A 19928-nucleotide genomic window follows, 5' to 3' on the forward strand; every position below is an offset into this window, starting at 1 on the left:
GTCGTTTTTAACGCGGGATGGCCGCGAGTCAGGAGATCGTAAGCAGGTTCTAAACCTGTCTGAGCCATGAAGGAGCACCTGATGTTGCGACGAAGCTAGGTCGATTCCCTCTTTCCCTGGCGGGGAGACTTTCCATCGCTCGTCCATCCATCGTTCGACAGGCTTTTTCATGCACGACTACGTCAACTGGCTGCGCCACGCCACGCCCTATATCAACGCCCACCGGGACTGCACCTTCGTGGTCATGCTGCCCGGCGAAGGCGTCGAACACCCGAATTTCGGCAATATCGTCCACGACCTGGTGCTGCTGCACAGCCTCGGCGTGCGCCTGGTGCTGGTGCACGGCTCACGCCCGCAGATCGAGACGCGCCTGGCCGCTCGCGGCCTGACCCCGCGCTACCACCACAACCTGCGCATCACCGACGGGCCAACCCTGGAATGCGTGATCGACGCCGTCGGCCAGCTGCGCATCGCCATCGAGGCGCGCCTGTCGATGGATATCGCCGCCTCGCCGATGCAGGGCTCGCGCTTGCGCGTGACCGGCGGCAACTTTGTCACCGCGCGGCCGATCGGCGTGCTCGATGGTGTCGACTACCACCACACCGGCGAAGTACGGCGGGTCGATCGCAAGGGCATCGGCCGCCTGCTCGACGAGCGCAGCATCGTGCTGCTGTCGTCGCTCGGCTATTCGCCCACCGGGGAAATCTTCAACCTGGCCTGCGAAGACGTCGCCACCCGCGCCGCCATCGACCTGCAGGCCGACAAGTTGCTGCTGTTCAGTGCCGAGCGCGGCCTGCTCGACGAGAGCGGCAAGCTGGTGCGCGAACTGCGTCCGCAGCAGGTGCCGGCGCACCTGGCGCGGCTCGGCGCGTGCTACCAGGCCGAGCTGTTGGATGCCGCCGCCCAGGCTTGCCGGGGTGGGGTCAAGCGCAGCCACATCGTCAGCTACATGGACGATGGCTCGCTGCTCACCGAGCTGTTCACCCGCGACGGCGGCGGCACCCTGGTCGACCAGGAGCAGTTCGAGTCGCTGCGCGAGGCGACCATCGAGGACGTCGGCGGGCTGATCGACCTGATCACCCCACTGGAAGATCAGGGCATCCTGGTGCGCCGTTCGCGCGAAGTGCTGGAGCGCGAGATCGAGCAGTTCAGCATCGTCGAACGTGACGGCCTGATCATCGCCTGCGCGGCGCTGTACCAGATTGCTGACTCCGACTGCGGCGAGCTGGCCTGCCTGGCGGTGAACCCGGACTACCGCCATGGCGGGCGTGGCGACGAACTGCTCGAACGCATCGAGGAGCGCGCCCGCGCGCAGGGCCTGAAGACCCTGATCGTGCTCACCACGCGCACCGCCCACTGGTTCCAGGAGCGCGGCTTCGAGCCGAGCAGCGTCGAGCGCCTGCCGGCCGCGCGGGCCTCGCTGTACAACTACCAGCGTAACTCGAAGATATTCGAAAAGGCTCTCTAGGCCTGTGCAATTCGCGTAGGAGCCAGCTTGCTGGCGATCACGGGCCCGCCGGGGCTTGAATCGCCAGCAAGCTGGCTCCTACAAAAAAGCGCGCGTAGCCTGGCTGCAATAGGGGTGGCGGGGTGCGGGGAGATTCCCGGATTGCATCCGGGCTACGGCGACTCAGGCGCTGCGGCGCTGGTGCTGTTTGAACTGCTCGTTGCCGTCGTCCCAGCCGGCTTCCCAGGCCGCGGCCAGGACCTCGGCGGGGTAGGGTTGCTGGTGCTGCGGCTGGCCGGTGAGGCCGGCCATGTAGCCTTGCTGATAAGCCTTGTTCAGGCTTTCCAGGCTCCAGTGGCTGTCTTCGCTGTGCTGTTCGTCGGGCGGCGTCATCGGGCGTGGCCAATGCGGGTTTGCCACAGAGGTTAGCCGTCGCCGGGGGCGGCCGCGAGCCATTGGTCAGCGCTGAGCGGTCGAACTGGCGGATTTGTGACGGGCTACCCTTAATCGCTCCAGCCCGTCACCTAGGTCGCTGATTTCAAACACCAATACCGAGAATACTGGCCTGGTAGGCGGCGACGAAGGTGTCGAAGTCACCTTGCTCGGCGCTTTCCAGCTCGGCCTGCTCGGCCAGCGAGGTGTGCGCCATGGCCACGAAGCCGGCCTGTTCCTTGGCAGTCAGCGGTTGTGCGTGGAAATTCGCCGCATGTTCCTGGCTGTGGCGAAGGGCCATGGCACGGAAGCTCTCGCCGGTCTCGCGCAGTTCGGCCAGTACTCGCGCCGACGGCGTTTGCGCCGGGTCATCGATCTTGCGCTGCTGCAGGTGCAGGGCGGTCTGGTAGGCGTCGCCGCCATAGGCGCGGTCGAGCAGTGCGGCGATCGGCTTGAAGCGTTCGAGCAGCTCGGCGGCCCAGCTCTGCAGTTCCACCGGCTGGCCCTCGCGCTGCAGTTGCAGGCCAGGGCGGCGGCCTTCCTTGACCGTCTTGAGGAAGTTCTCGGTGCTGGCGCGGCACACGCCGCTGGCCAGCAGCGGGCTGTCTTCCAGGGCACAGAACAGGATGAAGGTGTCGAGGAAGCGTGCCTGATCCAGATCGATGCCCAGCGGCAGGTAGGGGTTGATGTCCAGGCAGCGCACTTCCACGTACTGCACGCCGCGGCTCATCAGCGCCTGGATCGGTCGCTCGCCCGAATAGGTGACGCGCTTGGGGCGGATGCTCGAGTAGTACTCGTTTTCGATCTGGATGATGTTGCTGTTGAGCTGCAGCCATTCGCCGGCGGCGTTCTTGGTGCCGATCGCGGCATAGGCCGGGTAGGGCGTGGCCACCGCCGAGCGCAGACTCTCGGTGTAGCTGGCCAGGTCGTTGTAGCAGGGCGTCAGGCCGGCCTGGGCGTTGCTCTGGTAGCCCAGGTCGCTCATGCGCAGGCTGGTGGCGTACGGCAGGAACAGGGTGTCGGCGTCGAGCTGCTGCAGCTGGTGCGGGCGACCGCGCATAAAGCTGATATCCAGCGCCGGCGAGGCACCGAACAGGTACATCAGCAGCCAGCTGTAGCGACGGAAGTTGCGGATCAGCGCGATGTAGTTGGCCGACTGGTAGTCGCGGGCGCTCTGGGTGTCGCCATCCAGCTGCTGCAACAGCGGCCACAGGCCTTCGGCCAGGCTGAAGTTGTAGTGGATGCCGGCGATGCACTGCATGGTCTTGCCGTAGCGCAGGGCCAGGCCCTGGCGGTAGACATACTTGAGGCGGCCGATATTCGAGCTGCCGTAGCGGGCGATAGGGATGTCTGCCTCGTCCGGCAGCAGGCCGGGCATCGACGGGCTCCACAGGTACTCGCCGTCCAACTGGCTGCTGGCGAAACGGTGGATACGCTCGAGGTCGGCGAGGGTGTCCGCCGGGTTCGCCTCGGCCGGGGTGATGAACTCCAGCAGGGCTTCGGAATAGTCGGTGGTGATCTGCGGGTGGGTCAGGGCCGAGCCCAGGGCGCGCGGGTGTTCGCTCTGCGCCAGGCTACCGTCGGCATTTACGCGCAGGCATTCGCGCTCAATGCCGTGCAGGTTCTGGGTCAACAGGGGCAGGGCGGCAGCATCGCCGAGCAACGCCAGGCGGCGGGAGAAAAGCTCGCTCAAGATGGTTATTCCTTCACTCGACGGTCGCCCTTATATGGGGGTGGAAACGTCGCTTACAAGTCGGAATGGACGGGCTGACCGGATGGCCTGACCGGAAAAGTGCAGGATGCGCCGAGCGGGGGGCTTGGTGCAATCCTGAGAGAGGCGCTGGCTGGTCTGCCGGCGACGCCCTCGTGCAGTCGTAGGGCGGGTGAAACCCGCGTAGCCCGGCGCGGGCTGCTCCCGCCCTACATTTACTTGCAGATAAAGGTGGCCTGGGCCGTGGCGATCAGCTTGCCGGCTTGTTCCACCTTGGCCTCCAGCACATGCACCTTGCGCCCGGCATTCAGCACGCGGGCCGTGCAGAGGATCTCGCCCTGCTCGACCGCGCGGATGTAGTTGACCTTGCACTCCAGGGTCATGCTGCCGGCCGCGCCGCCGAACAGGCTGTGGCTGGCCTGGCCGAGGGTGGTGTCGATCAGCGAGAACAGCGCGCCGCCGTGCATGCGTCCGTGCAGGTTGAGCAGGTGCTCCTGCATGCTCATGCGCGCCTGCGCTTCGCCGTTCTCGGCCTTGTCGATGACGATGCCCAGCAGCTTGCTGAAGTTGCTGTCCTGGCCAACGGGTGAGGGAGTGCTCATGGCTTACTTCTTCAATTGCTTGGCGTTGGCGAACAGCGCGGCCATGCCGGCATTGGTCGGGGCCGGCTTGTCCTGGCTGGAGTGGCGTTCGCTGCGCGGCTGGTTGCCGCCACGGTTCTGCCCGCCGTTGCCAGGGCGCGCGCCACCGCGCGGGCCGTCGACCTTCTCGCCGGGGGTGTCGCTCATGCGCATGGACAGGCCGACGCGGTTACGCGGGATGTCCACTTCCATGACCTTGACCTTGACGATATCGCCGGCCTTGACCACCTCGTACGGGTCCTTGACGAACTTCTCCGACAGGGCGCTGATGTGCACCAGGCCATCCTGGTGCACGCCGATGTCGACGAAGGCGCCGAAGTTGGTGACGTTGGTCACCACGCCTTCCAGCACCATGCCTGGCTGCAGGTCCTTGAGGGTTTCCACGCCGTCCTGGAACTCGGCGGTCTTGAACTCCGGGCGCGGGTCGCGGCCGGGTTTGTCGAGTTCCTTGAGGATGTCGGTGACGGTCGGCAGGCCGAAGCTTTCATCGGTGAACTGCTTGGGATCGAGGCGCTTGAGGAAGCTCGAGTCGCCGATCAGCGAGCGGATGTCGCGGCTGGTGCCTTCGGCGATGCGTTGCACCAGGCGGTAGGTTTCCGGGTGCACGCCGGAAGCGTCCAGCGGGTTGTCGCCGTTCATCACGCGGAGGAAGCCGGCGGCCTGCTCGAACGTCTTCTCGCCCAGGCGCGAGACCTTCTTCAGCTCGTCGCGGGTCTTGAACGCGCCGTTGGCGTCGCGGTGGCTGACGATATTTTGCGCCAGGGTCGCGTTGAGCCCGGAGATGCGTGCCAGCAGGGCAACGGAAGCGGTATTCACATCAACGCCGACGGCGTTCACACAGTCTTCCACCACCGCATCCAGCGAGCGCGCCAGCTTGAGCTGCGACACGTCGTGCTGGTACTGGCCGACGCCGATGGATTTCGGGTCGATCTTCACCAGCTCGGCCAGTGGGTCCTGCAGGCGGCGGGCGATGCTTACTGCGCCGCGCAGCGACACGTCCATGTCCGGGAATTCCTTGGCGGCCAGCTCGGAGGCCGAGTACACCGAGGCGCCGGCTTCGCTGACCATCACTTTGGTCAGCTTGAGGCCCGGCAGCTTCTTGATCAGGTCGGCGGCCAGCTTGTCGGTCTCGCGGCTGGCGGTGCCGTTGCCGATCGAGATCAGGTCCACGGCATGCTTGGCGCACAGCTTGGCGAGGATCGCCAGAGTGCCGTCCCAGTCGTTGCGCGGCGCGTGCGGGTAGACGGTGGCGGTTTCCAGCACCTTGCCGGTGGCGTCGACCACCGCCACCTTGCAGCCGGTACGCAGGCCCGGGTCCAGCGCCAGGGTGGCGCGCGGGCCGGCCGGGGCGGCCAGCAGCAGGTCGTGCAGGTTGCGGGCGAAGACGTTGATCGCCTCTTCCTCGGCCTTCTCGCGCAGCTCGCTGAACAGGTCGGTTTCCAGGTGGGTGTAGAGCTTGACCTTCCAGGTCCAGCGCACCACTTCGCCCAGCCACTTGTCGGCGGCGCGGCCACGGTTGTCGACGCCGAAGCGCTCGCCGATCATGCCTTCGCACGGGTGCATGCTGCCCGGTGCTTCGTCGCCGACCTTGAGGCTGGCGCCGAGGATGCCTTCGTTGCGCCCGCGGAAGATCGCCAGGGCACGGTGCGACGGTACGCCCTTGAAGGCTTCGTCGTGCTCGAAGTAGTCGCTGAACTTGGCGCCCTCGGTTTCCTTGCCGGCAACCAGGCGGGCGCTGAGGGTGGCGTTGTCCTTGAGGTAGCTGCGCAGGCGCTCGAGCAGGGTGGCGTCTTCGGCGAAGCGTTCCATGAGGATGTACTTGGCGCCTTCGAGCACGGCCTTGACGTCGGCGAAGCCTTTCTCGGCGTCGATGAAGCGCGCGGCTTCGCTCTCGGGATTCAGGTTCGGGTCGTTGAACAGGCCATCGGCCAGCTCGCCGAGGCCGGCTTCCAGGGCGATCTGGCCCTTGGTGCGGCGCTTCTGTTTGTACGGCAGGTAGAGGTCTTCCAGGCGCGTCTTGGTCTCGGCCAGGTTGATCTCGCGGGTCAGCTCGGGGGTCAGCTTGCCCTGCTCCTCGATGCTGGCGAGGATCGCCGTGCGGCGCTCGTCCAGTTCGCGCAGGTAGCGCAGGCGTTCTTCCAGGTTGCGCAGCTGGGTATCGTCGAGGCTGCCGGTGACTTCCTTACGGTAGCGGGCGATGAATGGCACGGTGGAGCCTTCATCGAGCAGGGCCACGGCGGCGGCAACCTGTTGCGGGCGCACGCCCAGCTCGTTGGCGATGCGAGTGTTGATACTGTCCATTTAAAACACCTGACGGAGAACACCAGCCGGCCGCCCTAAGGCTGCCCGGCACGAAAGCGCCGCATTATAAACACCGCCTTCTAAGGCCATGGGCACCGTTCGGGGAAAAATCTGCTAACAATGGGGCCAGCCGCCAATCATCGGTGCTGGGCAATAATGCCGGTACTTCGAATGGGAGAAATCATGAGCAGCACACCTGTAGTGGAAGGCGAGAAAATCCTTATCGTCGACGATGACCCCGGCCTGCGCCGCCTGCTGGAGCGCTTCCTCAGCGAGCAGGGCTACCGCGTGCGCGCCGTGGAGAACGTCGAGCAGATGGATCGCCTGCTGGCCCGCGAGCTGTTCCAGCTGCTGGTGCTCGACCTCATGCTGCCGGGCGAGGACGGCCTGTCCGCCTGCGGTCGCCTGCGCGCGGCGAACAACCAGCTGCCGATCATCATGCTCACCGCCAAGGGCGACGAAGCCAGCCGTATTCAGGGCCTGGAGCAGGGCGCCGACGACTACCTGGCCAAGCCGTTCAACCCGCGCGAGCTGCTGGCGCGGATCAAGGCCGTGCTACGCCGCCAGGCGCCGGTGGTGCCGGGCGCACCGGGCAGCGAGGACGAGAGTGTCAGCTTTGGCGAGTACGAACTGTCCCTGGCCACCCGCGAGCTGAAGAAGGGTGACGAGGTGCACATGCTCACCACCGGTGAGTTCGCCGTGCTCAAGGCCCTGGTCCAGCACGCCCGCGAGCCGCTGACCCGCGACAAGCTGATGAACCTGGCCCGTGGTCGTGAGTGGGACGCCCTGGAGCGCTCCATCGATGTGCAGATCTCGCGCCTGCGCCGGCTGATCGAGCCGGATCCGTCCAAGCCGCGCTATATCCAGACGGTGTGGGGCGTGGGCTATGTGTTTGTGCCGGATGGCAGCAAGTAACTCGGTATCACGCTCGTTCGGGGTGCTGTAGGAGCCAGCTTGCTGGCGATCCCGCTCACCCCATCGCCAGCAAGCTGGCTCCTACAGGTATCGCGTCGCCCTGATGAAAACCCCGCTCTGGTTTCCGCAAAGCTTCTTCGCTCGCACCCTCTGGCTGGTGCTGGTGGTCGTGTTGTTTTCCAAGGCGCTGACCCTGGTTTACCTGATGATGAACGAGGACGTGCTGGTCGATCGTCAGTACAGCCACGGTGCCGCGCTGACTCTGCGTGCCTACTGGGCAGCCGATCCGGAGGATCGTGCGCATATCGCCACTGCGGCGACCCTGAAGCAGGTGGCCGCCGACCAGGTGCCGCCGACCGAGCAGCACTGGCCCTATTCGGAGATATTCCTACGCCAGATGCAGGCCGAGTTGGGCCCGGACACCGAGGTGCGGGTACGGGTCAAGAGCCCGCCCGCGCTGTGGGTGCGTGCGCCAAATCTGGGGGACGGCTGGACCAAGGTGCCGCTGTATCCGCACCCGCTGCGTGGGCAGAAGATCTGGAGTGTGCTCGGCTGGTTCCTCGGCATCGGCCTGCTGTCGACGGCGGCGGCGTGGATCTTCGTGCGCCAGCTCAGTGCGCCGCTCAAGCGCCTGGTGTTTGCTGCCCGCCAGCTCGGCCAGGGGCGCAGCGTGCGCCTGCCGGTAAGCGACACGCCGAGCGAGATGACCGAGGTCTACCGCGCCTTCAACCAGATGGCCGAGGATGTCGAGCAGGGCGCGCGCGAGCGCGAGCTGATGCTGGCCGGGGTGTCCCATGACCTGCGCACACCGCTGACCCGCCTGCGCCTGTCGCTGGAGTTGCTCGACAGCGACTCGGAGCTGACCGAGGACATGATCCGCGATATCGAGGACATGGACGCCATTCTCGACCAGTTCCTCGCCTTCATCCGCGACGGCCGCGACGAGAAGCCGGAGTCCTGTGAGCTCAGCGAGCTGGTGCGCGAAGTGGTGGCGCCCTACAACCAGCAGCGCGAGCAGGTGCGCCTGTGTCTGGAGCAGGTGCCACCGTTCCCGCTGCGCCGGGTGTCGATGAAACGCCTGCTGACCAACCTGCTGGAAAACGCCCTGCGTTATGGCGGTAAGGGGGTCGAGGTGGTGGCCAACCTGTCCGGCGACAGCAGCGCGCCTTATGTGGTGCTCAGCGTGCTGGATCGCGGCCCGGGCATTGATCCGGCCGAGCTGGGCGAACTGTTCAACCCCTTTATCCGCGGCGATCGCGCGCGTGGTGGCAAGGGCACCGGACTTGGCCTGGCCATCGTCAAGCGCATTGCCGCGCTGCACGGCGGTAGCGTTGAACTGCGCAACCGTTCGGGCGGCGGCCTGGAGGCGCGTATCTGCCTGCCGCTGGGGTTGCTGCTGCCGCGCGATGCGGTATAGCGCTGGGCTTCTGCTATCCGGGTAAATTGCCGATCATGGGGCGGTGCAGGCAGAATGCCAGCCCCGCTGGAGTGATAGCGACTGAACATGGAGGTTTGTGCATGAATACCGTCGGCTTGCTGATCGCCCTGAGTGGTTTCATCTGGTCGGTTGCCCGTGGCATTCAGGTGTCGCTGCTGTGCTGCGTCCTGAATTTCATCTTCCCGCCCATTGCGCAGGCAATCTTTGCCATTTACGAGCCGGCGATCCGTTTCCCGTTGTTGGTTCTCGTCTCCGGGCTGGGTCTGATGTACGCCAGTGGCGGCTTGCAGTTCGGCTGAAAATCCACTGCCAACAAAAAAGCCCCGCACTAGGCGGGGCTTTTTGCATTGCGGCAAGGCTTACAGACCGGCGGCAGCGCGCAGGTCGGCGACTTTGTCGGTCTTTTCCCAGGTGAAGGTGGTGAAGCTGTCGCCAGCCACGGTCACTTCCTCAGGGGTACGGCCGAAGTGGCCGTAGGCCGCAGTGGCACGGTACATCGGGTGCAGCAGGTCGAGCATCTTGGTGATGGCGTACGGACGCAGGTCGAACACTTCGCGCACCAGCTGGATGATCTTGTCTTCGGCGATCTTGTGGGTGCCGAAGGTGTTGATCGAGATCGAGGTCGGCTGGGCCACGCCGATGGCGTAGGAGACCTGGATTTCGCAGCGATCGGCCAGGCCGGCGGCGACGATGTTCTTCGCCACATAGCGACCGGCATAGGCCGCCGAACGGTCAACCTTGGATGGGTCCTTGCCGGAGAATGCGCCGCCGCCGTGACGGGCCATGCCGCCGTAGCTGTCGACGATGATCTTGCGCCCAGTCAGGCCGCAATCGCCCACCGGGCCGCCGATCACGAAGTTACCGGTCGGGTTGATGTGGAACTGGGTGTCCTTGTGCAGCAGCTCTGCCGGCAGGGTGTGCTTGATGATCAGCTCCATCACCGCTTCGCGCAGGTCGCTCAGGCTGACCTCCGGGTTGTGCTGGGTGGACAGCACCACGGCGTCGATACCGACCACCTTGCCGTTCTCGTACTGGCAGGTGACCTGGCTCTTGGCATCCGGGCGCAGCCACGGCAGCAGGCCGGACTTGCGCGCTTCGGCCTGGCGCTCGACCAGAGCGTGAGACAGGCGGATCGGCGCCGGCATCAGCACGTCGGTTTCGTTGCTGGCGTAGCCGAACATCAGGCCCTGGTCGCCGGCACCCTGGTCTTCCGGCTTGGCGCGGTCGACACCCTGGTTGATGTCCGGGGACTGCTTGCCAATGATGTTCAGCACGCCGCAGGTGGCGCCGTCGAAGCCGACGTCGGAGTTGGTGTAACCGATGTCGCAGATCACGTCGCGGACGATCTGTTCCAGGTCGACCCAGGCGCTGGTGGTGACTTCGCCGGCGACGATGGCCACGCCGGTCTTGACCAGGGTTTCCACGGCCACGCGGGCGTGTTTGTCCTGGGCGATGATGGCGTCGAGGACGGCATCGGAAATCTGGTCGGCGATCTTGTCCGGATGGCCTTCGGACACGGACTCGGAGGTAAACAGGGAGTATTCGCTCATTTCAAAATCCTATTCCTATTCGTACCTGGTTTGGCGGGTTTGCTTCGCATCCGGCTTGGCGAAGTGCCGTACCTGAATCTGAAAGCCGTTTTTGAGGCCCACATAGAGGCTTTCGCCGGGCGTGAGCCCCGCGGCATCGGCCCAACGGGCCAAGTCTTCCTGTTCGAAGCCGAGCCAGAGATCGCCGCAGGCCGTCCTGGCCCAACTCTGGTCATGGCTGCACAGCTCGGTGATCAGCAGGCTGCCGGCCGGTTTGACCAGGCGCGCCAGCTGCTTCAGTGCCTCGGCCGGGGCGGCGAAATGGTGCAGGACCATGTTCACCACCACGCAGTCGGCGGCGCCGATGTCGTCGTTCAGGGCATCGGCAAGCTGCAGCTCGACGTTGTCCAGTTGTTCTTGCGCGCAGCGCTGGCGTGCCAGCTCCAGCATTGCCGCACTGTTGTCCAGCGCGGTCACCCGGCTGAAGCGGCGCGCCAGTTCCGGCAGGAAACCGCCGTCACCGGGGCCGACTTCCAGCGCCGTGGCGCCGGCGGCGAAGCCCAGGGCATCGAGCAGGGCCAGCACGCTGTCGCGGTACTGCGGCAGGCCGGCGATCAGGTCCTGCTGGGCCTGGAACTTGTCCGCCGTCTTGGCGAAGAAGTCGCGGCTGGCGGCGGCGCGCTGGGCGTGCACGGCGGCGATGCGCGCCTGCACTTCGGCCGGTAGCTGCAGTTCGTCGACCTCCGCCAGCAGCGCGCCATGCAGGGTGCCGCCGAGCAGTTCGCTGTGCGGCAGGGCGCGGCGGTAGAAGATCGCATTGCCTTCGCGGCGGGTGGCCACCAGGCCGGCCTGGGCCAGGACCTTGAGGTGGTGGCTCATGCCCGACTGGCCGATGGCGAAGATCTGCGCCAGCTCCAGCACGCCGAACGAGTCGTTGGCCAGCGCGCGCAGCACATTCAGGCGCAGCGGATCGCCGCCGGCCTTGCACAGGGCGGCGAGCTCATCGGCTGGCTCGAAACGGAGCTGGGGCACGCGCATATTCATAGTGGCGGCAGTCTAGTCGGTCACTTTTCATCCAGCAACATCAATATCAAAACTTTTTGATATTGATGTCTGGGCAGGTCGGCCGGCAGCTTTCGTCGATCTTTCATTGCCCCGCAGCGCCTGGCTGGGCGAAAATGCGCGCCTTTTTCCGCTTCTCTCATTTAGCAACAGTCCTTCCCAGGAGATTCAGCGATGTCCAGCCGTCGTGAGCGTGCCAATGCCATTCGTGCCCTCAGCATGGATGCTGTGCAGAAAGCCAACAGCGGCCACCCCGGTGCCCCCATGGGCATGGCGGACATCGCCGAAGTGCTGTGGCGCGACTATCTGCAGCACAACCCGAGCAACCCGAACTGGGCCGACCGCGACCGCTTCGTGCTGTCCAACGGCCACGGCTCGATGCTGATCTACTCGCTGCTGCACCTGACCGGCTACGACCTGGGCATCGACGATCTCAAGCAGTTCCGCCAGCTGCACAGCCGCACCCCGGGCCACCCGGAATACGGCTACACCCCGGGCGTCGAGACCACCACTGGCCCGCTGGGCCAGGGCATCGCCAACGCCGTTGGCTTCGCCATCGCCGAAAAAGTGCTGGGCGCGCAGTTCAACCGCGACGGCCATAACGTGGTCGATCACTTCACCTACGCCTTCCTCGGCGACGGCTGCATGATGGAAGGCATCAGCCACGAAGTCTGCTCGCTGGCCGGCACCCTGGGCCTGGGCAAGCTGGTCGCCTTCTACGACGACAACGGCATTTCCATCGACGGCGAAGTCCACGGCTGGTTCACCGACGACACCCCGGCTCGCTTCGAAGCCTACGGCTGGCAGGTGATCCGCAATGTCGACGGCCACGATGCCGACGAGATCAAGATCGCCATCGAGACCGCGCGCAAGTCCAGCGACCGTCCGACCCTGATCTGCTGCAAGACCATCATCGGCTTCGGTTCGCCGAACAAGCAGGGCAAGGAAGAGTGCCACGGAGCCGCGCTGGGCAACGATGAAATCGCCCTGACCCGCGCCGCCCTGGGCTGGAACCATGGCCCGTTTGAGATCCCTTCGGAAATCTACGCCGAGTGGGACGCCAAGGAAGCTGGCGCCGCCCGTGAAGCCGCCTGGAACGACAAGTTCGCCGCCTACGCCGCTGCCTACCCTGAGCTGGCCGCCGAACTCAAACGCCGCCTGGCTGGCGAGCTGCCGGCCGACTTCGCCGAGAAGTCCGCTGCCTATGTGCAGGAAGTGGCCGCCAAGGGCGAGACCATCGCCAGCCGCAAGGCCAGCCAGAACGCGCTGAACGCCTTTGGCCCGCTGTTGCCGGAATTCCTCGGTGGTTCCGCCGACCTGGCCGGCTCCAACCTGACCCTGTGGAAAGGCTGCAAAGGTGTCGAGGCCGCTGACGCGTCCGGCAACTACCTGTTCTATGGCGTGCGCGAGTTCGGCATGAGCGCGATCATGAACGGCATCGCCCTGCACGGTGGTTTCATCCCCTACGGCGCGACCTTCCTGATCTTCATGGAATACGCGCGCAACGCCGTGCGCATGGCTTCGCTGATGAAGCAGCGCGTGCTGTTCGTGTTCACCCACGACTCCATCGGTCTGGGCGAAGACGGCCCGACCCACCAGCCGATCGAGCAGCTGGCCAGCCTGCGTGGCACGCCGAACCTGGACACCTGGCGTCCGGCCGATGCGGTGGAATCCGCGGTGGCCTGGAAATACGCTATCGAGCGTGCCGACGGCCCGTCCGCGCTGATCTTCAGCCGGCAGAACCTGCCGCACCAGACGCGCGACGCCCAGCAGCTGGCCGACGTGGCCCGTGGTGCCTACGTACTCAAGGACTGCGCCGGCGAGCCGGAGCTGATCCTGATCGCCACCGGTTCGGAAGTCGGCCTGGCCGTGCAGGCCTTTGACCAGCTGAGCGAGCAGGGCAAGAAGGTGCGCGTCGTGTCCATGCCGTCGACCAGCGTGTTCGACCAGCAGGACGCCGCCTACAAGCAGGCCGTGCTGCCGCTGCAGGTCGGCGCGCGCATCGCCATCGAGGCCTCCCATGCGGACTACTGGTACAAGTACGTCGGCCTGGAAGGGCGCATCATCGGCATGACCACCTTCGGTGAGTCCGCCCCGGCGCCGGCGCTGTTCGAGGAGTTCGGCTTCACGGTCGAGAATCTCCTGGAAACCGCCGCCGAACTGCTGGACGCCTGACGGCCTGTGTAGGAGCGAGCTTGCTCGCGATGCTCAAACATTGATCGCGAGCAAGCTCGCTCCTACAGGTTGACTGCATTCGTGCCCAACATGCCCAACGCCAATCGCACCTACAAAGTCGCCCTCAACGGCTACGGCCGTATCGGTCGTTGCGTGCTGCGCGCCTTGCACGAGCGCGGTGCCGCGGCCGGTTTCGAGATCGTTGCGCTGAACGACCTAGCCGACCAGGCCAGCATCGAATACCTGACCCGCTTCGACTCCACCCACGGCCGCTTCCCCGGCGAGGTGAAGGTCGACGGCGACTGCCTGCATATCAATGGCAACTGCGTGAAGGTGCTGCGCCAGGCCACGCCCGAGGCCATCGACTGGGCCGCACTGGATATCGACCTGGTGCTGGAATGCTCCGGCGTCTACCACAGCCGCGCCGATGCCGAGCGCTTCCTGGCGGCCGGCGCGCCACGCGTGCTGTTCTCCCAGCCGATGGCCAGCGAAGCGGATATCGACGCCACCGTGGTGTTCGGCGTCAATCAGGCCTGCCTGAGCGGTGCCGAGAAGCTGGTGTCGAACGCTTCCTGCACCACCAACTGCGGGGTGCCGCTGCTCAAGCTGCTGAATGAGACGGTGGGGATCGAGTACGTTTCCATCACCACCATCCACTCGGCGATGAACGACCAGCCAGTGATCGACGCCTACCACCACGAAGACCTGCGCCGCACGCGCTCGGCCTTCCAGTCGGTGATCCCGGTATCCACCGGCCTGGCCCGCGGTATCGAGCGCCTGCTGCCGGAACTGACCGGGCGCATCCAGGCCAAGGCCATCCGCGTGCCGACGGTCAACGTGTCCTGCCTGGATATCACCCTGCAGACCGCTCGCGACACCAGTGCCGAAGAGATCAACCGGGTGCTGCGCGAGGCCGCCAGCAGCGGCCCGCTGCAGGGCCTGCTGGCCTACACCGAGCTGCCCCACGCCAGCTGCGACTTCAACCACGACGCCCATTCGGCGATTGTCGATGGCAGCCAGACCCGCGTATCCGGCCCGCGCCTGGTGAACCTGTTGGCCTGGTTCGACAACGAGTGGGGGTTTGCCAACCGCATGCTCGACGTTGCCCAACATTTTCTCGATGTTTCTGCCTGTTCCACCGAACAGAAAGCCACTAACCAGCCCCTTGTGAAGGACTGACCATGACTGTTTTGAAGATGACCGACCTCGACCTCGCCGGTAAGCGCGTGCTGATCCGCGAAGACCTCAACGTCCCGGTGAAAGACGGTGTGGTGAAGAGCGACGCGCGCATCCTCGCCTCCCTGCCGACCATCAAACTGGCCCTGGAGAAGGGCGCGGCAGTCATGGTCTGCTCGCACCTGGGTCGCCCGACCGAGGGCGAATTCAGTGCAGAGAACAGCCTGGCGCCGGTGGCGGCCTACCTGAGCAAGGCCCTCGGTCGTGACGTGCCGCTGGTGGCCGACTACCTCGGCGGCGTCGACGTGCAGCCGGGCCAGGTCGTGCTGTTCGAGAACGTGCGCTTCAACAAGGGCGAGAAGAAGAACGCCGACGAACTGGCACAGCAATACGCCGCCCTGTGCGACGTGTTCGTCATGGACGCCTTCGGTACCGCCCACCGCGCCGAGGGTTCGACCCACGGCGTGGCCAAGTTCGCCAAGGTCGCCGCTGCCGGCCCGCTGCTGGCTGCCGAGCTGGACGCTCTGGGCAAGGCCCTGGGCAACCCGGCCAAGCCGATGGCGGCGATCGTCGCCGGCTCCAAGGTGTCGACCAAGCTCGACGTACTCAACAGCCTGAGCCAGATCTGCGACCAGCTGATCGTCGGTGGCGGCATCGCCAACACCTTTCTCGCCGCCGCCGGTTTCCCGGTCGGCAAATCGCTGTACGAGGCCGACCTGATCGACACCGCCAAGGCCATCGCGGCCAAGGTCAGCGTGCCGCTGCCGGTCGATGTGGTAGTAGCCAAGGCCTTCGCCGAAGACGCCGAAGCCACCGTCAAGCTGGTCGCCGACGTGGCCGAAGACGACATGATCCTCGACATCGGCCCGCAAACTGCTGCGCAGTTCGCCGAGCTGCTGAAGTCGTCGAAGACCATCCTGTGGAACGGTCCGGTCGGCGTGTTCGAATTCGACCAGTTCGGCAACGGCACCAAGGTACTGGCCCAGGCCATCGCCGAAAGCCCGGCCTTCTCCATCGCCGGCGGTGGCGACACCCTGGCCGCCATCGACAAATACGGCGTCGGCGCGCAGATCAGCTATATCTCCACCGGTGGTGGTGCCTTCCTCGAGTTCGTCGAGGGCAAGGTGCTGCCGGCCGTGGCAGTGCTGGAACAACGCGCCAAGGCCTGAGTGGCCCCGAATACTTGAATAGCGCCTGCCCCTGCGGCAGGCTTGCACGATTAACGAGCCCCACCGGGAGAAAGAACACCATGGCACTTATCAGCATGCGCCAGATGCTCGACCACGCCGCCGAATTCGGCTACGGCGTGCCGGCCTTCAACGTCAACAACCTCGAGCAGATGCGCGCGATCATGGAAGCGGCCGACAAGACCGATTCCCCGGTGATCGTCCAGGCTTCCGCCGGCGCCCGCAAATACGCTGGCGCGCCGTTCCTGCGCCACCTGATCCTGGCCGCTATCGAAGAGTTCCCGCATATCCCGGTGTGCATGCACCAGGACCACGGCACCAGCCCGGACGTCTGCCAGCGCTCGATCCAGCTGGGCTTCAGCTCGGTAATGATGGACGGCTCGCTGAAGGAAGACGGCAAGACCCCGGCCGACTACGACTACAACGTCGCCGTCACCCAGCAGACCGTCGCCTTTGCCCACGCCTGCGGCGTATCGGTGGAAGGTGAACTGGGTTGCCTGGGCAGCCTGGAAACCGGCATGGCCGGCGAAGAAGACGGCGTTGGCGCCGAAGGCGTGCTCGATCACAGCCAGATGCTGACCGACCCGGAAGAAGCCGCCGACTTCGTCAAGCGCACCCAGGTCGATGCCCTGGCCATCGCCATCGGCACCAGCCACGGCGCCTACAAGTTCACCAAGCCGCCGACCGGTGACATCCTCGCCATCGACCGCATCAAGGAAATCCACAAGCGCATCCCCAACACCCACCTGGTGATGCACGGCTCTTCCTCGGTACCGCAGGAGTGGCTGGCGATCATCAACCAGTACGGCGGCGACATCAAAGAAACCTACGGCGTGCCGGTCGAAGAAATCGTCGAAGGCATCAAGTACGGCGTGCGCAAGGTCAACATCGACACCGACCTGCGCCTGGCGTCCACCGGTGCCATGCGCCGCCTGATGGCCACCAACCCGAGCGAGTTCGACCCGCGCAAGTTCTTCGGCGCCACCGTCACCGCCATGCGCGACATCTGCATCGCCCGCTACGAAGCCTTCGGCACCGCCGGCAATGCCTCGAAGATCAAGCCGATCTCCCTGGAAGGCATGTTCCAGCGCTATGCCAAGGGCGAGCTGACCGCCAAGGTCAACTAAGCCATCTGCTGCACCGAAAGCCCCGCTCTGCGGGGCTTTTGTTTATCGGGGGAAAGCTAATGCCGTCTATCGTTCGAGGCGCACTCTGCGCGGCCGTGCTGGCGCTCGTCGGCTGCGCCCAGCAGCCCGTTGTGGTGGCTCCTGCGCCGGCCGCCACGCCGTTGGAAACCGATCCGCAGCAGTGCCTGAGCCAGGCCGAATGCACCACCAAGACCTCGCGCACCCTGCTGTTCGTCTTCGACTATGCCGCCGCCGGAGGTGCCCTGGTACAGCGCCAAGGGCGTCTGCTGTTCACCCCGGCAGACGCAACGCGTGGCGAGTGGCCGGCCATCTACATCCGTCTGGCCGAGCCCATGGCTGGGCGCTTCGACTTCAATGCCGAGTGCCAGACGCCACGCTGTCGCTACAGCGCTGCGCAGTTGTTGCAGGTTTATCGCGACTATCTTGCGGGCAAGCCCGGCGCGCTGGCCCGTCTCTAGTTCGCGGCCTGCTTCCCGGCCAGCCGTAACCCGCGGCGCCCCTCATCTAGCACGATCGTGCATGACGTTCGTCTGATAAAACCCTGCGCTACTCGCGCCGCCATCAAGCCCTCGATACATATCCCGATACAGTGGCATCTCCATCTAGACTCTTTGCAGGAGCGTGTAGGAGAGGGACGTTAGCCGCTGTACGGCAGCGCACAGACCGGCATGAGCCGGCAGGTGGTGAGGTGTTGCATTACATCCACCGAAGCATTCGCAGATCGAGAGCCAGGAGTGAACCATGAGTTCGCTTAAAACAATTCAGGCCCGCTACACCCTTATCTTCATTGCCTTTATCGCCGTGATCTTTGTCCTGACTGAAGAGGGCATCCGCCACTTCATCACGCCACAGCTGAAAGCCTCGGAAGAGCAGCTGGTGCTAGGCAAGGTCAACAAGATCGCCGAGACCATCCTCTTCGAGCTGGCCAAGGTCGAAGCGCAGTCGCGCAGCATCACCCAGACCATTCCACTGCTCGACAGCGCCAGCATCGATAGCGTGGTGCCCGGCCTGGTCGACCAGTACGGTGATCCCAAGGTGTTCGGCGGCGGCATCTGGCCGCTGCCGCAAAAGCGCTCCGAACTCGCCAAGCACAGCACCTTCTTCCACCGCGATGCCAGCGGCAAGATGACGGTCAACACCTACTGGAACTCCGACGCCGCGCCTAACTACTACGAGCAGCCCTGGCACCGCGCCGGCCAGCAGGCGCCGGCCGGCCACTGCGCCTGGGCCGCGGCCTACAAGGACGATGCCAGTGCCCAGCCGCGCACCAACTGCGCCATGGCCATCAGCAAGGATGGTGCGCCGTTCGGCGTGTCGACCATCGACGTGACCCTGGGCTTCTTCAACAAGCTGGTGGCCGAGAAGGAAAAGGAAATCCAGGGCGAGGTGATGATCGTCGAGCCGGACGGCAAGATCCTCAGCAACCAGTCGAGTATCGGCGGCGAGATCGTGCTGAAGAACGTATCCGAGCTGGCTCGTCAGTCGTTGTTCGTCAACGAGATCCAGGAAGGGCTGGGCCAGATCGGCCGCGACGCCTTGTTCAAGCACCAGTTCCAGGCCAAGGACGGCGATGACTGGACCTTCTACCTGCAGCCGATCGAGGGTACGCCCTGGCTGCTGGCCGCGGCGCTGCCGACTCACCTGCTCACCGAGAACAGCGCCGGTGTGCTGAAGACCCTGGCCACCCTGCAGATTCCCCTGGTGATCCTGTTGCTGGCGATGATGCTGTTTTCCATCCGCCAACTGATGCAGCGCTTGCATGTGCTACGCGGCAATATCGACTCGCTGTCCGCTGGCGATGCCGACCTGACCCGGCGCATCGCCCTCAAGGGCGAGGACGAGATGGACGCGGTGGGCAGCTCGGTCAACCGTTTCATCGCCTACCTGCAGAACATGATCGCCGATGTCACCCAGGCTTCCGCGGTGATCGCCGAAGAACTTGGGCAACTGCAGCAGCAGTCGCGCCACACCAACGAAGTGCTGACCCGCCACGCCTCGGAAACCGATCAGGCGGTGACGGCCATCACCGAGATGAGCTCCACCGCCGACACCGTGGCACAGAGCGCGACCGAGACCGCCAGCTTCACCCGCGATGCCAACGACAAGGCCGAACAGTCCCGTGTGGTAGTGGCCGAAGCCTCGACCAGCGTGCTGGCCCTGGTCGACGAGGTGGAAAGCGCCACCGCGCGCGTGCAGGAGATGCAGCAGGACGCCCAGCGCATCAACGATGTGCTCGGCGTGATCGGCGAAATTGCCGGGCAGACCAACCTGCTGGCGCTCAACGCCGCCATCGAGGCGGCGCGTGCCGGTGAGCAGGGCCGTGGCTTTGCCGTGGTCGCCGACGAGGTGCGTGCCCTGGCCGGGCGCACCCAGCAGAGCACCTCGGAAATCAACGAGATGCTCAGCAAGCTGCAGCAGGGCGTCAGCTCGGCGGTGCAGGCCATGGAGAAGACCAAGGCCAGCTGCCAGGCCACGGCGGACAAGACCTCGCGGGTCAACGTCGGCCTCGACGACATGGCCTCTTCGGTGGGGCGCATCCATGACCTCAGCGCGCAGATCGCCACGGCTGCCGAGGAGCAGAGCGCGGTGACCGAGGAGATCAACCAGAACATGGTTGCCATCCGCCACATGGTCGATGACCTGGTCAGCAGCGGGCAGCAGGCGGACAAGAGCACCGACGCGCTGCTCGCCTCCAACCGCCGCCTGGTCGAGCTGGTCAACCGCTTCAAGGTGCGCTGAGTGGTCACTGCCCACGGGTGCCGCGCG

The 19928-nt window shown here is 65.3% G+C and carries 17 protein-coding genes and 1 pseudogene; 11 read left to right on the forward strand and 7 right to left on the reverse strand.

Annotation, left to right across the window (positions count from 1 at the left end):
• Positions 1-169: 169 nt before the first annotated feature.
• The gene (gene argA, locus LRS11_RS06815; protein WP_260496110.1) at positions 170-1468 is read left to right on the forward strand and encodes an amino-acid N-acetyltransferase; all 1299 of its coding nucleotides are present in this window, start codon (positions 170-172) and stop codon (positions 1466-1468) included.
• Positions 1469-1630: 162 nt separating this feature from the next.
• Here argA and rmf read toward each other — a convergent pair whose 3' ends face one another.
• The 4 genes from rmf to LRS11_RS06835 all read right to left on the reverse strand — a co-directional run bounded on the left by rmf (position 1631) and on the right by LRS11_RS06835 (position 6532).
• Positions 1631-1840 carry a ribosome modulation factor gene (rmf, locus tag LRS11_RS06820; protein ID WP_260496111.1) on the reverse strand — a complete coding sequence of 70 codons (210 nt, stop codon included), beginning with the start codon at positions 1838-1840 and terminating at the stop codon, positions 1631-1633.
• Positions 1841-1985: 145 nt separating this feature from the next.
• Positions 1986-3572: a glutamate--cysteine ligase gene (gene gshA / locus LRS11_RS06825; protein WP_260496112.1), complete on the reverse strand. Its 1587-nt coding sequence runs from the start codon at positions 3570-3572 to the stop codon at positions 1986-1988.
• A gap of 233 nt (positions 3573-3805) precedes the next feature.
• A complete protein-coding gene (locus LRS11_RS06830) occupies positions 3806-4192 on the reverse strand; it encodes a PaaI family thioesterase (RefSeq protein WP_260496113.1) in 387 nt (128 codons plus the stop codon).
• 3 nt (positions 4193-4195) lie between these two features.
• Positions 4196-6532, reverse strand: a complete 2337-nt coding sequence (locus LRS11_RS06835; RefSeq protein WP_260496114.1) for a Tex family protein — start codon at positions 6530-6532, stop codon at positions 4196-4198.
• Positions 6533-6715: 183 nt separating this feature from the next.
• On the opposite strand from LRS11_RS06835, the gene ompR reads away from it, so the two are divergent.
• The 3 genes from ompR (at position 6716) to LRS11_RS06850 (ending at position 9184) form a co-directional block, all read left to right on the forward strand.
• Positions 6716-7447, forward strand: coding sequence for a two-component system response regulator OmpR (gene ompR / locus LRS11_RS06840; protein WP_173210161.1), 732 nt, complete (start codon positions 6716-6718; stop codon positions 7445-7447).
• Positions 7448-7550: 103 nt separating this feature from the next.
• The gene (locus LRS11_RS06845; protein ID WP_260496115.1) at positions 7551-8864 is read left to right on the forward strand and encodes an ATP-binding protein; all 1314 of its coding nucleotides are present in this window, start codon (positions 7551-7553) and stop codon (positions 8862-8864) included.
• A gap of 101 nt (positions 8865-8965) precedes the next feature.
• Positions 8966-9184, forward strand: a complete 219-nt coding sequence (locus LRS11_RS06850) for a hypothetical protein (protein ID WP_182832338.1) — start codon at positions 8966-8968, stop codon at positions 9182-9184.
• A gap of 60 nt (positions 9185-9244) precedes the next feature.
• On the opposite strand, the gene metK is transcribed toward LRS11_RS06850, so the two are convergent.
• The 3 genes from metK to LRS11_RS06865 are packed head-to-tail and all read right to left on the reverse strand — an operon-like array spanning position 9245 to position 11619.
• Complete coding sequence (gene metK, locus LRS11_RS06855) at positions 9245-10435, reverse strand: methionine adenosyltransferase (protein WP_260496116.1); 1191 nt, start codon at positions 10433-10435, stop codon at positions 9245-9247.
• A 15-nt stretch (positions 10436-10450) separates the two neighbouring features.
• Entirely contained in the window at positions 10451-11458 is a 1008-nt protein-coding gene (locus LRS11_RS06860) for an ArsR/SmtB family transcription factor (RefSeq protein WP_260496117.1), read from the reverse strand.
• 20 nt (positions 11459-11478) lie between these two features.
• Positions 11479-11619 carry a hypothetical protein gene (locus tag LRS11_RS06865; RefSeq protein ID WP_260496118.1) on the reverse strand — a complete coding sequence of 47 codons (141 nt, stop codon included), beginning with the start codon at positions 11617-11619 and terminating at the stop codon, positions 11479-11481.
• 31 nt (positions 11620-11650) lie between these two features.
• Between LRS11_RS06865 and tkt the strand changes: the two genes are divergently transcribed.
• The 7 genes and pseudogenes from tkt (at position 11651) to LRS11_RS22450 (ending at position 19901) form a co-directional block, all read left to right on the forward strand.
• Entirely contained in the window at positions 11651-13651 is a 2001-nt protein-coding gene (tkt, locus tag LRS11_RS06870) for a transketolase (RefSeq protein ID WP_260496119.1), read from the forward strand.
• A gap of 90 nt (positions 13652-13741) precedes the next feature.
• Positions 13742-14830, forward strand: a complete 1089-nt coding sequence (gene epd, locus LRS11_RS06875; RefSeq protein ID WP_260496120.1) for an erythrose-4-phosphate dehydrogenase — start codon at positions 13742-13744, stop codon at positions 14828-14830.
• Between the two features lie 2 nt (positions 14831-14832).
• On the forward strand, positions 14833-15996 hold the full coding sequence (locus tag LRS11_RS06880) for a phosphoglycerate kinase (protein ID WP_260496121.1): 1164 nt from the start codon (positions 14833-14835) through the stop codon (positions 15994-15996).
• Between the two features lie 80 nt (positions 15997-16076).
• Entirely contained in the window at positions 16077-17141 is a 1065-nt protein-coding gene (gene fba, locus LRS11_RS06885; protein WP_173210141.1) for a class II fructose-bisphosphate aldolase, read from the forward strand.
• 59 nt (positions 17142-17200) lie between these two features.
• Positions 17201-17620, forward strand: coding sequence for a hypothetical protein (locus LRS11_RS06890; RefSeq protein ID WP_260496122.1), 420 nt, complete (start codon positions 17201-17203; stop codon positions 17618-17620).
• 283 nt (positions 17621-17903) lie between these two features.
• Positions 17904-19040: pseudogene (locus tag LRS11_RS22445) on the forward strand (cache domain-containing protein); the annotation flags it as partial.
• A 15-nt stretch (positions 19041-19055) separates the two neighbouring features.
• Positions 19056-19901: a methyl-accepting chemotaxis protein gene (locus tag LRS11_RS22450; RefSeq protein WP_409519806.1), complete on the forward strand. Its 846-nt coding sequence runs from the start codon at positions 19056-19058 to the stop codon at positions 19899-19901.
• The last annotated feature ends 27 nt before the right edge of the window (positions 19902-19928 follow it).

The sequence above is a fragment of the Pseudomonas sp. J452 genome (genome assembly GCF_024666525.1).
Lineage (GTDB): Bacteria > Pseudomonadota > Gammaproteobacteria > Pseudomonadales > Pseudomonadaceae > Aquipseudomonas.

Bases quoted from the DNA above. Each gene is read 5' to 3' on its own strand.
- epd (WP_260496120.1), top strand. From the start codon at position 13,742: ATGCCCAACGCCAATCGCACCTACAAAGTCGCCCTCAACGGCTACGGC.
- LRS11_RS06850 (WP_182832338.1), top strand. From the start codon at position 8,966: ATGAATACCGTCGGCTTGCTGATCGCCCTGAGTGGTTTCATCTGGTCG.
- LRS11_RS06845 (WP_260496115.1), top strand. From the start codon at position 7,551: ATGAAAACCCCGCTCTGGTTTCCGCAAAGCTTCTTCGCTCGCACCCTC.
- LRS11_RS06865 (WP_260496118.1), bottom strand. From the start codon at position 11,619: ATGAGAGAAGCGGAAAAAGGCGCGCATTTTCGCCCAGCCAGGCGCTGC.
- rmf (WP_260496111.1), bottom strand. From the start codon at position 1,840: ATGACGCCGCCCGACGAACAGCACAGCGAAGACAGCCACTGGAGCCTG.
- LRS11_RS06860 (WP_260496117.1), bottom strand. From the start codon at position 11,458: ATGAATATGCGCGTGCCCCAGCTCCGTTTCGAGCCAGCCGATGAGCTC.
- LRS11_RS06880 (WP_260496121.1), top strand. From the start codon at position 14,833: ATGACTGTTTTGAAGATGACCGACCTCGACCTCGCCGGTAAGCGCGTG.
- argA (WP_260496110.1), top strand. From the start codon at position 170: ATGCACGACTACGTCAACTGGCTGCGCCACGCCACGCCCTATATCAAC.
- LRS11_RS22450 (WP_409519806.1), top strand. From the start codon at position 19,056: ATGATCGCCGATGTCACCCAGGCTTCCGCGGTGATCGCCGAAGAACTT.
- metK (WP_260496116.1), bottom strand. From the start codon at position 10,435: ATGAGCGAATACTCCCTGTTTACCTCCGAGTCCGTGTCCGAAGGCCAT.
- LRS11_RS06835 (WP_260496114.1), bottom strand. From the start codon at position 6,532: ATGGACAGTATCAACACTCGCATCGCCAACGAGCTGGGCGTGCGCCCG.
- tkt (WP_260496119.1), top strand. From the start codon at position 11,651: ATGTCCAGCCGTCGTGAGCGTGCCAATGCCATTCGTGCCCTCAGCATG.
- ompR (WP_173210161.1), top strand. From the start codon at position 6,716: ATGAGCAGCACACCTGTAGTGGAAGGCGAGAAAATCCTTATCGTCGAC.
- LRS11_RS06830 (WP_260496113.1), bottom strand. From the start codon at position 4,192: ATGAGCACTCCCTCACCCGTTGGCCAGGACAGCAACTTCAGCAAGCTG.
- fba (WP_173210141.1), top strand. From the start codon at position 16,077: ATGGCACTTATCAGCATGCGCCAGATGCTCGACCACGCCGCCGAATTC.
- LRS11_RS06890 (WP_260496122.1), top strand. From the start codon at position 17,201: ATGCCGTCTATCGTTCGAGGCGCACTCTGCGCGGCCGTGCTGGCGCTC.